Consider the following 13,747-nt stretch of genomic DNA (forward strand, 5'->3'; position numbering starts at 1 on the left):
AGATCATCAGAAGCCGCGCTCGTCCCACAACTCCAGCCCCGTCCGGTCCTTAACCTGGACAGAACGCCTCAAGCCGGAACAACGCCGGGGCCGTGAGATGACCAGTGGTTGATCGGTCGGACTCTCGGCCGGGTGCACGAGGTGTTGCGGGATGTGTCGCTCGGTGACGCTGACCGATTCCATTGGGTGGACGTCCAGGCCGCACACCTGGCGCTTCGTCCCTGGGTCCGGCCGGCGGTCGCGGCTGCTGTGGCGGCGTACGAGGCTCTTGATCCTTCGGCTCTCTCCTGGGGCCTGCTGCATACCGATCCCGCCCCGGAGGCCTTCCTGCTGGACTACCTGACCGGGATCTGCGGCCTGATCGACTGGAGCGTGGCGATCAGTGGCCCGTTGCTCTACGACCTTGCCTCGGCGGTGATGTACGTCGGAGGTCCGCAACGGGCCGAGTGCCTGATCGAGGCGTACCTGGCGTGCCGCACCGTCAGCCGGGCCGAGGTGAAGCACGGGTTGCTGACCATGCTGCGGTTCCGCTGGGCGGTGCAGGCTGACTATTTCACCCGCCGGCTGGCCACCGGTGATCTGACCGGATTCGCAAGCAATGCGGGAAACGAAAAGGGCTTGCAGAATGCACGCCAAAAGCTGAACCTGCCGACCGCATGATCGCGGCACCTGGGCCCTTCATGTTCTCCCCATGTTGGCCGCCCGTCCGGGTCGCCCTTCATCGGCGGGTGAGTCGGACGGCGAGAAACTGCGCCAGCGGCAGACAGACGAGTACCAGCAGCCCAGCGGTCGGCGAGGCGAGCGCGGCCAGGGTTGCGACGGCAAAGGTCACTGACAGCGCGACGGGCGGCGCCAGTGCCCGGGACGTTCCCGGACTTGACGGCGCATGCAGTTCGGGGCGGCGGACGACCCACCAGGCCTGAGCGAGCGCAAGGAGGCTGATGACCAGCATGTTACTGAGATAGAGGACCGCGGAGTCGGTACGCAGGCGCGTCTCGACGAAGAGCCGCGCGGTGGGAAACGGCAGGAAGACCACCGCCATCAGCCACATCGTGTTGAGGATGAGGAGGTGCTCGTCGTAATCGACAAGCTGTTCGTAGAGGTGCCGGTGTGTTCGCCAGAACAACGCGATGACCAGGAATGACACCGCGAAGGAGAGAAGATCCCCGAGGTGCTCGGCGAACAACTGCGCCACCGACTGCCGGGCCGTACTCTCATCGGCGAAGTTGACCAGCGGAAGCACCAGCAGGGTCAGGGCGATTGCCACGCCCCCGTCGGTGAACGCGGTGATCCGCTGCAGCGTACGCTCACGGCGCTCATGGACGCCGGGGCGCTGCCGTGTGCCGGCGCCGGCGGGCTCCTCGCTCATGCCCTGATTCTGGCGAACGGGACACCCTCCGGTTCCGCGGTTTCGGATCGTATCTCAGGGGTGCAGCACCGCCTTGATCACCGCCTCCTCGCGCCGGCCAACTCGCGGGAGCGGTCGCACGCCCGCTCGTACGCTGCCGCCGGCCCCTCTGACGGTGTCCCCGTCGGCCAGGGCGAAGCTGGCCACCGCTTCCTCCTCCGAGGTGATGCCGACGTACCCCGGCCCGGGACGGCGGCCGAAGCGGCGAGGAGCGTCGCCGCCACGTTGAACGGCACGCTGCACCAGCCACCGCAGCTTGGACCTGTGGTGGACGGGGCGACGGTGCTGACCGTGTCGGCCTGAGCCCGGGCGGCCGACGGCGGGGTGGGCGTGCTGATCACCAGGCGCAGGGCGCGTAGTCCTTCAGGAAGCAGCCGTACAGGTCTTCGCCCTGTTCGCCGCGGACGATCGGGTCGTAGACCCGGGCCGCGCCGTCGACCAAGTCCAGCGGGGCGTGGAAGCCGGCGTCCGCCAGCCGCATCTTCGTCGGGTGGGGCCGCTCATCGGTGATCCAGCCGGTGTCGACGCTGGTCATCAGGATGCCATCGGCCAGCATCTCCTGGGCGCTGGTCCGGGTCAGCATGTTCAGCGCGGCCTTGGCCATGTTGGTGTGCGGGTGCCCCGGCCCCTTGTAGCCGCGGGCGAACTGGCCCTCCATCGCCGACACGTTCACCACGTACTTGCGGCGGGCAGGCGCTGCGGCCATCGCCGGTCGCAGTCGGCTGACCAGCACGAACGGCGCGGTCACGTTGCACAGCTGCACTTCGAGCAGCTCGACCGGGTTCACCTCGTGCACCCGCTGCACCCAGCTGTTGACCGGGTCGAGGTCCGGCACCAGACCGCCGGCGTCGATGGCGGTGGCTGCCGCGATCCGTTCCGGCGAGGCGGAGCCGCTGGTCAGCGCCAGCGCGGTGAGCGCCTGCGGGGGGATCGCGGCCGACTGCGGCAGGGCGGCCAGGCTGCCCGCCGGGTCGCCCCGGCCGGCCGGTTGGGCGAACGTGATCATTTCCGGCAGCGGGCCGTCCGGCAGGGCCGCCGCCTCCGCGGCGACGAGCTGCGCGTACGCCCCGGGCGTGCGGCGAACGGTCTGCGCCGCGTTGTTGATCAGGATGTCGAGTGGTCCCTGGCCGCTGACCGAGTCAGCGAGGGCGATCACCTGGGCGGGGTCGCGCAGATCGATCCCGACGACCCGCAGGCGGTGCAGCCAGTCCCCGCTGTCCGGCATCGCGGCGAATCGGCGGACGGCGTCGTGCGGAAACCGCGTGGTCACCGTGGTGTGCGCGCCGTCGCGCAGCAGCCGCAGCGCGATGTACATGCCGATCTTCGCCCGGCCGCCGGTGAGCAGCGCGCGCCGGCCGGTCAGGTCGGTGCGGGCGTTCCGGCGCTCCCGGTTGAGCGCGGCGCAGGGCGGGCAGAGCTGATGGTAGAAGGCGTCCACCTCGCGGTAGCGCTGCTTGCAGACGTAACAGCCGCGCGGATTGTGCAGGAAGCCGGCCGTGGCACCCACGGTGGGGGAGGCGAGCGGGATGCCCTGGGTCTCGTCGTCGATCCGGCCCGGGGCACCAGTGGCGGTGGCCGCCGTCACCGCGCGGTCGGCCGCCGCGATGGCATCCCGCCGTTCCTCGCGTCGCCGCTGCTTGATCACCTTGTAGAGCTTCGCGGTAGCCCGTTGCACCCGCACCACGTCGGGGTGATCGGGAGGCAGGTCCTCCAACGCCTCAAAGACGCTGAGACAGGTCTCCAGCCGGCCGCGATCAATGCCGTATTGACCGGTATCGGTCATGTTGTCCGCCGTCATGCCGTCGTTGTCTCGTCCCGTTCCCTGCGCCGGAGCTACCCGGCCCGCCCCAAGTCCGACCCGGAACTGTACGCACCTCACGGCCTGTGATGCATCCCTGTGCCGTGCCATTACGGCGCGGCGCTGGTCTTCGCCGCGGTGACCGGCCACCTGGCCTGGCTCGCCGGCCGGCTGTGGCGCGCCCTGCCGGCCCGCTTCACCGTGACGGTCCAACTACTACCTGGCCGCGGCCGTGGCCGGATGCCGGGCCGCCCTTGCCTGGGAGCTGCACGAGGTCATTGCCGAGGCCGTCTCGGGTCGCGCCGAGAACATCGACGAGCGGGCTGCCCTCGTCGCGTGGCCGCGGTACGCCTATGCCGACGCTCTGCCCGCCTGGATCGCCACGCCTGGGGTCGAGAGTTGGTGGTCATCCGGGTCCACTATTGATCCAATGGGCCCTCGCCCCGCGACGAGGGCTGTGGCCCCGTCACTTTCTGCTTGACCCCAAACTCGGCATAACCAAGGTGCCCACCGTAGCGAGCCCTTAACTTATAGCTGCTGCCCAGGTTTCCCAGGGGCGACCAGGCCCAGCCGAAGGCAGCAGGACGGGGGAACCATGCGGAGACTTGCAGTCGCGTTGGCGGCGGGCGGCATAGCCGTGATCGGCTTCGCGGCACCAGCTCAGGCCGGCCCTGGCGACAACTACACCTACGGGAATTGCGTCAGCGCGGGCATGGTAAACCCTTCTAGTGGCTCAATTGGGCCGACCAAGATGAACCCGCAGGGCAAGTACACGGGCGCCATTAACTCCTTTATCGCCAGCGATGGCCACGGCCACTTCGATGGCGCCGGCATAGCCTGCCCCAAGCTCTGAATAGCGTTGATCCCACTACCCGACGAGGCCCCGCTCTCGCGGCCTGCGCATCGCCCCGCGCCGACCCCGAGGGCGGGCCTCTGTACGGGTAAGGCAGGTCAGCGTCGAGAGGCTGCTCCCCGCTATTCCTTGGCGGCTCAATCGGCTTTCTGAGGAGAGCCAGAAGTCGTCGACCAACTCGGTGTATCAATCGCCTGGAATCGTGGATCGCCTGGCGCGCCATTCCAGCGGGCGCAGGCGCGGGCGAACTCGGTCATGTCGCCGCACCAGGTGACGTTCGGCGCCGGCACGGTGAAGACCCGCTTGACCAGGTCCGTAGCGGCCGGGCGCTTGCCGGGCCGGGTCAGGCCCCGCCGGCGGCGCTTGATCCGTGCGGCCAGGTCGAGCTCGGCCGACCATGAGTTGCGCGATCGTTGTCCGAGACAGGCCAGCCCTGGTCGCGTAGCTCGATCCCGATGCGAGGACTGCCGTGGGTGCCGACCGAGTCGTCGAGGACCTTCCTGACCGCGGCTGCCGGCTGGACACGCCGGTCCTGGCGGGGAGTTGGCGGCCGGTTGCGCCATTTGCCGAATCACGACTCGGACACCGCCAGGGCTCGGCAGGCCACCACGTGCGGCACGTCATGCGCGGTCCTCCTGGAAGCGATGAACCCGGCCACGCTCACCGGCCCGTCGCTTCCTCGCGCAGGACGAGGGTCGCTTGAGGGCATCGCGCTCCATCGCCAGCTCGGCGTTCCCCCGCCGTAGCCGGGCCAGCTCCGCCCGCTCGTCCTCGGACAGCTGCTCTGCCGCGGCCTCACCGCGAGCCTCGCGGTCCTCCTTCACCCAGTTCGCCAGGGTCCCGTCGTTGATCCCCAGGTAACGCGCGACCTGGACGATCGACTTGCCCGTCTCCCGCACGGGCACCGCACCGCCCGGAAGGATCGAACCGGCGTCTCAGCGCTTGATTTACGACAGAAGCCTTGGCTATCCGGGGTTGGGTGGATATGTTGCGGTCGCCGACGGAGGTGTCCGGTGGGGCTGGTACTTGTGGTGGAGGACGACGACCGAATCGCCCGGCTTGTGTCGCGCGCGCTGCGTGACGACGGGCACGTCGTTGAGCGGGCAGGAACCGGGCGGGACGGTCTGGACACGGCTCTCGCCACGGAGTTTGATCTTGTCCTGCTGGATCTGATGTTGCCCGGCCTCAGCGGTGTCGAGATCCTCCACCGGCTCGTTGGCTCCCGCCCCGACCAACGTGTCTTCATACTGTCCGCGGTGCCGGAGATCGGCACCAGGGTCGCCTGCCTGGAGGCGGGCGCGGCCGACTTTCTCGTCAAGCCGTTCGCGGTGGCGGAGCTGGTGGCCCGGGTGCGGGCGAGGATGCGCGCCCCCGCCCCGGGTCCGGCGAGGCGTTCCTTGTCCGTGGGGCCGATCTGCCTGGATCTTCGGCTGCGCCGCGCCTCGGTGGCCGGTCGGCAGGTCGAGCTGTCGCTGCGGGAGTTCCTTTTGCTTCAGCACCTGATGGAGCGGGCCGGGCAGGCGTGCAGCCGGGCCGAGCTGCTGGCCGACGTCTGGGGACTCCTGTTCGACCCGGGCAGCAACGTGGTCGATGTGTACATTCGCCGGCTCAGAACCAAGCTGGACACCCCCGAGCGGGTGGAGACAGTACGCAATGTCGGATATCGATTCGTCGCGGAATGACCGCCTGTTCCTCGGCGGCTGGGCCCTCACAGCCGTTGTCAACAGCTACCTGATGTACGTCCTGCCGGGAAAGGAGACAGTCCCCTTCCATCTCGTGTGGATTGGGCTCTCGGTCGTGTACGGACTGACCACCTGGCGTCCGATTGTCATGGCCGCCGTGCTCGCCGCCATCACGCTCACAACGGGATATATCCTCGTCCACCACGCCTCGGTGGCCGCCATCGGGTGGGAGGAGACCACTGAGGTGCCGCTGATGGCTGCGGTGTTCGGCGTTATGGTCTGGCATGTGCGGCGGCGCCAGCAGATGGTGGCCGAGGTCGCCCGCCTCGCCGATGTCGAGCGCCGGCGCGCCGATTCCCAGGACCGTTTCATCAGGCTTGCGTCGCATGAGTTGCGAACCCCGATCACGATCGCTCGCGGATACACCGAGCTGGTGCGGGCTGCCGCCGACGACCCCGAGATCCAGGAGGACACTCGGATCGTGCTGGAGGAGCTGGATCGGCTGGCCGGCATAACCCAGCGATTGGTGACCCTCATTCAGATGGACGGGCCGTACCACCGGGAGATGCGAGACGTCGACATGGTGCTGGCTGGTGTCGTGCGGCGTTGGCGGCCCGCGGCGAATCGGCAGTGGAGCGTGCGTTCCACGGTGGGCATGGCGTCAATCAATCAGGATCGGCTGGAGGTGGCGCTCGACTGTCTTCTCGAGAATTCGGTCAAGTTCACTGGACCCGGTGACCGGATCGAGGTCGAGGGGATTGGCGCGCGGGACAGCTGGAGCATTGTGGTCGCCGACTCGGGCACGGGAATATCACCGGAGCGGGTCGAGGCACTGAGCAACGCGGGCGTGCCACCGGCTCCTCGAGGCACCTTCTCCGGCACCGGGCTCGGCCTGGCGATCGTGCGAGCCGTTGTCGGGTCATGGGGTGGCTCGCTCCGGTTGACCAGCGAGCCCGACGTGGGCACGACGGTCTCGCTCGTCTTCCCGCGCTTCGCCGCGCAGCAGCCGCCTACGGATTTGGCGCCCGCGCCTCAGTAACCGGGATCAGCGGCAGGCGGTTGAGTCCCCCGAACACCCGGCGCAGGGCACCTGCGGGAGGCCGCGGCCGGCGTACCTCTGGCATGACAGCCAGATGACAAACCTGTCACGAACGTCCCGTGCCGACCGCGCGACTCCATCATCAGGGTCATGCGCGACACGTGCTCTGATCTGCGGATACGCGCAGAGCATCGCGCCGGGAGGTGGAGCCAATGCGACCAGACCGGTCGAGCCGGACGATGAGAAGCGCATTGCGGACAGCGTGGAAGGCGTGGCGTTCACAGCCTTCGATCAGGCGGTCGTCCGCCACACCGGCCGCTCGCCGTCCGGGTCGAGTCGATCCACGGACAGGGCCAATCCTTCTCCCCCCGGTACGGAGGCGACCCGGGCGAGCTCGCCGGGTGGTCGCACCATCGGCGGTCGTCCTCATGGTCGCCGCTCTCCTTCCCACGGTCATGGGACTCACCGGTGTCGTCTCTTCGGCGTTGGCGGCTACGGCGTGCCCGGGTGGGGGCTGCGCGGTCACCGTGGACGCGCGCGACTTCGCGACCGCTCGGGACAACCCGGCCGCAGGGCAGCTCGAGAACTTCACGTACATCATCAACGCGGACAACACGAAGCTGCCCAGCGATCCGCTCGCCTTGAACAGCGAGAGCAACAGTCCGGTCGTTGCGGAAGGTGACCAGAGCCGACCGACAGTCAGGCTGCCCGCGGGACGTTACCTGATTTCGGTTCGCTCGCTGAACCACAAGATGTGGGGCAAGCACATCACGCTGCCTGACGACGCCGCAGCTGACGGAACGCTGGCCGCGCGGATCGATCTGACTGAGCAGAGCGAGGAGCACCCCCTGCCGCTGGGTAAGATCCGGGTCTTCGTGTTCGAGGACAACGCGTGGGCCAACGGCGCGCCGGACACCGAAGAGGCGGGCCTGGATGGCTTCAAGATCGGGCTCGAGGAGCAGACCGGCAACGCGGTCACGGTCGACTACAACAACAACCCGCTGTGCGGCGGGAACTGCCTGACCGACGGCACCGGGTTCGCCCAGCTCGACGACCTGGGGCCGGCTACGTACTTCATCGACGTGCACCCGCCGGACCAGCCCTGCAACAGCGACCCTGATAGCCGGTGGTACCAGACTACGACCATCGACGGTGGACTGCAGCTGCTGGCCCCCGTCGAGGAAGGCAGCGACGGCACCGGCGCTCCGGGCGAGCAGCTGTGGGAACCGCCGAACAACCGTACCGCGTACTGGTTCGGCTTTGTATGTGCCCCCACCCCGTTCGCCACCACCGGCACGGGCGAGATCACGGGCAGAGCGCGCAACTGGGTGGAGTGGGCGCCGTACACCACCGGCACCTACAACGAGCCGGTGGAAAACCCGTTCGTCGCGCTCTCGGACAGCACCACGGACCGGATGGTGTACGTCGGCCGGGGCGATGCCGCGGGCAATTTCGACATCCAGAACGTCCCGGCCGGGACGTACAACCTGTCGGTCTGGGACGAGCAGCTCACCTACATCATGCGCTTCAAACCGCTCACCGTGGCCGGAGGACAGACCGTCGACGTCAACGACACCGGCGACGACGGTGAGGTCGGGCTGGGGGTGTCCCGCTGGTTCGGCTGGCTGGACGGCCACGTCTACAAGGACCTGAACAACAACGGCCGGTACGACGCGGGCGTCGACGCGGCGATCGGTAACACCGACGTGGACCAGCGGTGGCGGGACGGCTCCATCAAGGAGGGCACGTTCACCGACGCCAATGGGCACTACGAGTACCCGACGGCGGAGGGCGGCGCACTCGGCCGGTGGATCATCAACGAGCAGGGCTTCGCCCGCTTCAGCGCCTACCCAGGCCCCTCCGTGCACGACGAACACACCGGAGCGGTCATCCCGTCGTGCAGCGTTGCGCCCCCGGCGGTGCCGGCCAACCCGTGCGTGCCGACGAACCAGGGCGGCGGTCTGCTGCACAACCAGCTCCTGCTCGAGGGTCACCGCGCGACGGTCGACTTCGGCAAGCGCGACTACCCCGCCGGCACGCCTGGCCAGATCGTCGGTATCACCTTCAACTCCACCACGCGCAACGAGTTCGACGCGCGGTTCCAGGCTGCCGAGGACTACGAGCCGGGCATTCCCGGCGTCACCGTGCTGCTGGAAGGCCCCGGACCCGACGGTCAGCCGAACACCAACGACGACGTGGTCCTCAACCAGTACGTCACCGACCACTGGCAGCAGCCGAACGCGGACCAGGACCCCCAGGAACCCGACGGCAACACGTCCACCCAGAGCTGCAACCCGATTCGGGACTTCAGCGGTGCGGACATCAGCAGCCAGTTCAATGACAAGATCGGACCGAACTGCCTGGAGGTGCCGCTCGCCGGCGAGCAGACCAAGGACGGGGCGTTCGACGGGGGCTACGCCTTCGCCGACTACTGCCCGACCGGGCTGAACATGAGCACGGACCTGTGCACGGACGGGTCTGATCCATCGGATCACCCGCTTGTGGCGGGCACGTACATCACTCATGTGATCATGCCGAAGGACGGCTCGGACGGCCGTGCCTGCAACCCGGCTGGTGGCGTCGCGGGGATCAGCAATCCGAAGGGCGGGGTCCCCGGCGGCGGGCAGGGGTGCCTGTACCACATCGTCCGAGAGGAAGACGTCAACGTCGACCTCGGCAACCAGTTCGCACCGCAGATCCCGCCGCCGCCGTGCGCCGGTGACAGCCACGTCATCGACCAGTCAACGCTGACCACCCGGAGCATCTATTACACCGGGAACCAGGCCACCAGCAAGTCCCGACCGCTGTGCGACAAACGCCTCGTCGTCCTCGAAAACGGCCAGAACGCCAACGCCGACTTCTTCCTCATGACGAACTTCCGGACCGACCCCAACGGGACGGACGCCGATGACAACCGGACCGGCGACGTGCAGCCGCCTGGCCGCCTGGTCGGGCAGGTCTTCAACGACATCTACTTCGAGCGCAACAAGATGTCGCCGTGGTACGGCGAGCCGCGGCCGATCGCCGGCATCCCGGTCGGCATCTACGCCCGGGTGGACACCACGCCGAACGTCAACCAGCCGTACGACCCGAACACCTGGCGGCTGTTGACCACCGTCACCACCAGCCCCGACGGCTCTTTCGAGGCGCTGGTGCCCTCCACCGAGACGTTCAACTGCCCGATCCCGCAGGGCCCGTGCCCCGGCATGTACCTGATCAAGGTCGACGACCCCGGGACCAAGGAGCACCCGAACGCCAACTTCAACCCCAACCTGCTCGTCGCCACCACGCCGGCCGAGGCGTGGCCGGGCCTGACCACGCAGCTCGACCTCCCGCTGGATCCGATCTCCGGCACCGCGTGCGAGGACCCCGCCGTCCCGGCACGGCCCGAGCTGCTTCAGGTCTCCACCCCGGTCGTGCCGGCCACCGGCAGCCGCCGGATCACCGTCCAGGCCGACTTCATCGGCATAACCGGCGCGGCTACCGACGCGACCGGCGTACGGGCGACGCTGACCGACGACCGCAGCGGCCAGGTGCAGACCCTGACCCGGGCCAACGGCGGCATCGTCAGCTGGACCCCGGGCAGCGGCTCCACGCCCGACACCATCGTGCTGAACGTGCCGGCGCTCGCCTCGGATGCGTCGGCGAACCAGGGGCCGAACACGACCTTCCGGCCCGGCCCGAAGCAGCTGACCATCACCACGGCGAACGTGAACGGCGGCGTGTCCAGCGTCAACGGGATCACCGTGCACGTACTGGGCACCAACGGCACCAGCACGAACACCGTCGCGTACACGCCGCCGGTGGTGAACGTCCCGCCGCCACCGCCGGCCGCCGGGAACGGCGGAGCGCACGCCCTGCAGAACGCGATCAACAGCGCGACCCCCGGCAGCCTGCTCGTGCTCTCGTCCGGCGTCTACAACGAGAACGTTCTGCTGTGGAAGCCGCTCAAGCTCCAGGGACTGGGTCCGGGCGGAATCATCGGCGCGCACGAACTGCAGGCCCGCGACCCGGAGGACCCTCGGTTCAACGTCGCCGGCACCGTGATCGACGGCCGGTACTTCCAACAGAACACGCCGGACTATGACGCGACGATCAGTGCCAACTCGCCGTACGCCGGGGTGACGGGCAACGGCCTGTCCGGCGCCCACCCGGTGCTGCGCGGCGCGGACATCACGGTGCTGGCCAAGACCACGACGTCGTACGACATCGGCACCGGCCTCACCGCGGTGTTCAACCGGGCCCGCATCGACGGCCTGGGCCTGACGACCGGCCAGGGCCAGGGGGCGGGCGGCATCCAGCTGCAGGCCTCCGCGAACAACATGCAGCTGACCAACAACGTGCTGGAGAACAACGGCGGGATCGTCGCCGGCGGCATCGCGCTCGGCCAGCCGTACGACGCCGGTCCGCGCGGGACCGGCACGCGGGTGAACCACAACTACAACGTGCGGATCGCCAACGACCGGCTGATCGGCAACGGTGGCCTGACCGAGGCCGGCGCCGTGGGGCTCTTCTACGGCTCGAACGGGTATGAGCTGGCGAACAGCATCATCTGCTCGAACTTCAGCGTGAACTACGGAGCCGGCGTCGCCCACATCGGGCTCAGCCCCGGCGGCAGGATCCACGACAGCCAGATCTACTACAACGACTCGGTCGACTCCGGCGCCGGCATCGCGATCGAGACGGAGCTGCCGGTGGGCTCGCCGGCCGCGCTGGGGGACGGGACCGGGGCGGTGGATGTCGACCGGAACCTGGTCCAGAGCAACTACTCCGGGGACGACGGCGGCGGCATCTTCATACTCGACGCGCTCACCGCGCCGATCAACATCCGTAACAACATGATCAACAACAATGGCGCGGCCGACATCGGCGGGGCCGTCATGCTCGACGACTCGTCCAACGTGCGGATCGTCAACAACACCGTGGCCAACAACGTCTCCACCGGATCGTCGGAGAACTCCGACGGCAACCCGCACTCCGCCGGCCTGGCATCGGAGGCGAACGACCCGCTGTTCCAGGCGATGCTGCCCGCCGGCACGCCCGACTTCTCGCGTCCGGCCGCGCTGTTCAACAACATCTTCTGGAACAACAACGCGTTCACCCTGAGCCAGTTCGGGCCCGGAGCCACCCTCGTCGACGGCGGCTTCATCGACTTCGAGGTTTCCGGGACCACGAACAACGCGGACACGTACACGCCGCGTTACTCGACACTGACCAACGGTCTCAACCTCGGTCCGGACGGCGTGCTGCGCCCGGTGCCCGGGGGCCAGGCGAACCGGATCGGCGAGAACCCGCTGTTCGTGACGCCGTTCGTCAACGAGCTGACCGTGTCCGGGTCGCGGCTGGACCCGCAAACCGCGGCGGTGACGATCACCGGGCAGGATCCGCCGGTCGGACTGACCGGAAACTACCACCTCCAGGGCGCCTCGCCGGCGATCGACCGCGGCGTGCGCTGCTCGAACACCCCGGTCCCGGCGACCATGTCGGCGTGTTCCGCCGCCGCGATCGGCGCTCCTGTCGGAACCCCCGGCGACATCGATGGGCAAACCCGTCCGCAGCTGCTGCTGCCGCAGCGGGACACCACACCGTGGGATCTCGGCGCTGACGAACTCCCCGGAATACCGGTAATCGTCGTCCCGAGCGGCCAGTGAGGAGTCCGATGTGAAAGCCATGGCGCGAATCTCGACGAGGAGAGAGTTCCTCAGAGCGGTCGGCTGGGGCGCGGCGGGCGTTGCTGCCGGCGGACTGATCGGCATGGCCGAGCAGAACAGTCCCCTCGGCGCCCGCCGCGCCGAGGCGGCGACGACTGCCTTGTCCCTGGTCGCCACGGACGGGTACCTCAGCGTCCCCGGCCGGGAGGGCAACCCCCTCTACATCTTCGGCTTCGTCCCTGTCGACCCCGCCCTGTCGGTGGCGGAGCTGATCTCCACCTACAAGGGTCACACCAAGCACACCGCGCCGACGCTCGAGTTCCTGCAGAACGACGACATCAAGATCACCCTGACGAACCTGGGTCTGGTGCAGCGCCCCGATCTGACGGACTCCCACACGATCCACTGGCACGGCTTCGACCTGCCGTCGCCGGTGAACGACGGCGTGCCCGAGGTGTCCGTGGCGGTGCCCATCGGCAAGCAAGTGACCTACTTCTACCGCCCGCACCGCGAGGGCACGTACATGTACCACTGCCACTTCGAGGACGTCGAGCACGTACAGATGGGGATGACGGGGATCGTCTTCGTCCGGCCCGCGCAGGACGGCACCTCGATCGGCGGGTTCACCCGGTTCGCGTACAACGACGGGGACGGGTCGACCGGCTACCACCGCCACTTCGCGATCCTGTTCAACGAGCTGTGGACGAACTTCCACGACGGTGACCGGGACATCCAGGAGTCCATCGCGACGGACTACGACCCGCAGTGGTTCACGCTCAACGGGCGGGTCTATCCGCAGACCGTGCTGCCCAACGACAGCACGAGCCTGCCGGCGGACATGCGCATCGCCACGCCGAACCCGAACTACGACGACGCCCCGGACTACAGCCAGCCGAACTCCGCGCTCATTCAGGTCAACCCTGGGGACCGCTCCCTGTTGCGGCTGGCCAACCTCGGTTACCAGCAGCACAGCATGCAGTTGCCGGGGATTCCGATGCACGTCATCGGGCAGGACGCCGCGCTGCTGCGCAACGGCGCCGTCGACACGTCGTACTGGACCAACACCCTTTACCTCGGCCCTGGTGAGGCGCGCGACGTGCTGTTCGACGCGCCGGGCTACGACGCGGCGCGGCCGTCCGGTTCCGACAGTTGGGGAAGCTACAACGTCTACTACTTCAAGAACCGGGACTGGCGGAAGCTCGCGAACTTCGGCTCCACCGCCCCGGGGCCCGGCGGAATGATGACCGAGGTCCGGGTGTACTCGCCGGCGCGTCCCCTGCCAGCCCAAACAGTCGTGAGTCAGACCTATGTCTGAG

Annotated in this window: 10 protein-coding genes; 6 read left to right on the forward strand and 4 right to left on the reverse strand. The window is 68.4% G+C overall.

All coding sequences use genetic code 11. The features are described 5' to 3' along the window. The first annotated feature begins 108 nt into the window (after window positions 1–108). A complete protein-coding gene (locus ABZ807_RS18040; protein WP_357158718.1) occupies window positions 109–660 on the forward strand; it encodes a phosphotransferase in 552 nt (183 codons plus the stop codon). A 58-nt stretch (window positions 661–718) separates the two neighbouring features. Here the strand turns inward: ABZ807_RS18040 and ABZ807_RS18045 are convergent, their stop codons facing one another. The 3 genes from ABZ807_RS18045 to ABZ807_RS18055 all read right to left on the reverse strand — a co-directional run bounded on the left by ABZ807_RS18045 (window position 719) and on the right by ABZ807_RS18055 (window position 3,206). Next, on the reverse strand, window positions 719–1,369 hold the full coding sequence (locus ABZ807_RS18045) for a TMEM175 family protein (RefSeq protein ID WP_357158722.1): 651 nt from the start codon (window positions 1,367–1,369) through the stop codon (window positions 719–721). A 54-nt stretch (window positions 1,370–1,423) separates the two neighbouring features. Then, complete coding sequence (locus ABZ807_RS18050; protein WP_357158725.1) at window positions 1,424–1,651, reverse strand: hypothetical protein; 228 nt, start codon at window positions 1,649–1,651, stop codon at window positions 1,424–1,426. A 94-nt stretch (window positions 1,652–1,745) separates the two neighbouring features. Next, window positions 1,746–3,206 (reverse strand): SDR family NAD(P)-dependent oxidoreductase, encoded by a 1,461-nt coding sequence (locus ABZ807_RS18055; protein ID WP_357158728.1) that lies wholly within the window; start codon window positions 3,204–3,206, stop codon window positions 1,746–1,748. Window positions 3,207–3,801: 595 nt separating this feature from the next. Here ABZ807_RS18055 and ABZ807_RS18060 point away from each other — a divergent pair. Further along, a complete protein-coding gene (locus ABZ807_RS18060; protein ID WP_357158731.1) occupies window positions 3,802–4,059 on the forward strand; it encodes a hypothetical protein in 258 nt (85 codons plus the stop codon). A 620-nt stretch (window positions 4,060–4,679) separates the two neighbouring features. Here the strand turns inward: ABZ807_RS18060 and ABZ807_RS18065 are convergent. Then, window positions 4,680–4,958 carry a transposase gene (locus tag ABZ807_RS18065; RefSeq protein ID WP_357158734.1) on the reverse strand — a complete coding sequence of 93 codons (279 nt, stop codon included), beginning with the start codon at window positions 4,956–4,958 and terminating at the stop codon, window positions 4,680–4,682. A 114-nt stretch (window positions 4,959–5,072) separates the two neighbouring features. On the opposite strand from ABZ807_RS18065, the gene ABZ807_RS18070 reads away from it, so the two are divergent. The 4 genes from ABZ807_RS18070 to ABZ807_RS18085 all read left to right on the forward strand — a co-directional run bounded on the left by ABZ807_RS18070 (window position 5,073) and on the right by ABZ807_RS18085 (window position 13,746). Further along, window positions 5,073–5,741 (forward strand): response regulator transcription factor, encoded by a 669-nt coding sequence (locus tag ABZ807_RS18070; RefSeq protein WP_357158737.1) that lies wholly within the window; start codon window positions 5,073–5,075, stop codon window positions 5,739–5,741. Beyond that, a complete protein-coding gene (locus ABZ807_RS18075) occupies window positions 5,713–6,780 on the forward strand; it encodes a HAMP domain-containing sensor histidine kinase (protein WP_357158740.1) in 1,068 nt (355 codons plus the stop codon). Before ABZ807_RS18070 ends, ABZ807_RS18075 begins: the two co-directional genes overlap by 29 nt. 401 nt (window positions 6,781–7,181) lie before the next feature. Continuing rightward, window positions 7,182–12,431: a hypothetical protein gene (locus tag ABZ807_RS18080; protein ID WP_357158743.1), complete on the forward strand. Its 5,250-nt coding sequence runs from the start codon at window positions 7,182–7,184 to the stop codon at window positions 12,429–12,431. Between the two features lie 19 nt (window positions 12,432–12,450). After that, entirely contained in the window at window positions 12,451–13,746 is a 1,296-nt protein-coding gene (locus ABZ807_RS18085; protein WP_357158746.1) for a multicopper oxidase domain-containing protein, read from the forward strand. Window position 13,747: the final 1 nt, after the last annotated feature.

The sequence above is a fragment of the Micromonospora sp. NPDC047548 genome (assembly GCF_040642975.1).
In the GTDB taxonomy this organism is placed as follows: Bacteria; Actinomycetota; Actinomycetes; order Mycobacteriales; family Micromonosporaceae; genus Micromonospora.

Bases quoted from the DNA above. Each gene is read 5' to 3' on its own strand.
- ABZ807_RS18075 (WP_357158740.1), top strand. From the start codon at position 5,713: ATGTCGGATATCGATTCGTCGCGGAATGACCGCCTGTTCCTCGGCGGC.
- ABZ807_RS18055 (WP_357158728.1), bottom strand. From the start codon at position 3,206: ATGACGGCGGACAACATGACCGATACCGGTCAATACGGCATTGATCGC.
- ABZ807_RS18045 (WP_357158722.1), bottom strand. From the start codon at position 1,369: ATGAGCGAGGAGCCCGCCGGCGCCGGCACACGGCAGCGCCCCGGCGTC.
- ABZ807_RS18060 (WP_357158731.1), top strand. From the start codon at position 3,802: ATGCGGAGACTTGCAGTCGCGTTGGCGGCGGGCGGCATAGCCGTGATC.
- ABZ807_RS18085 (WP_357158746.1), top strand. From the start codon at position 12,451: ATGGCGCGAATCTCGACGAGGAGAGAGTTCCTCAGAGCGGTCGGCTGG.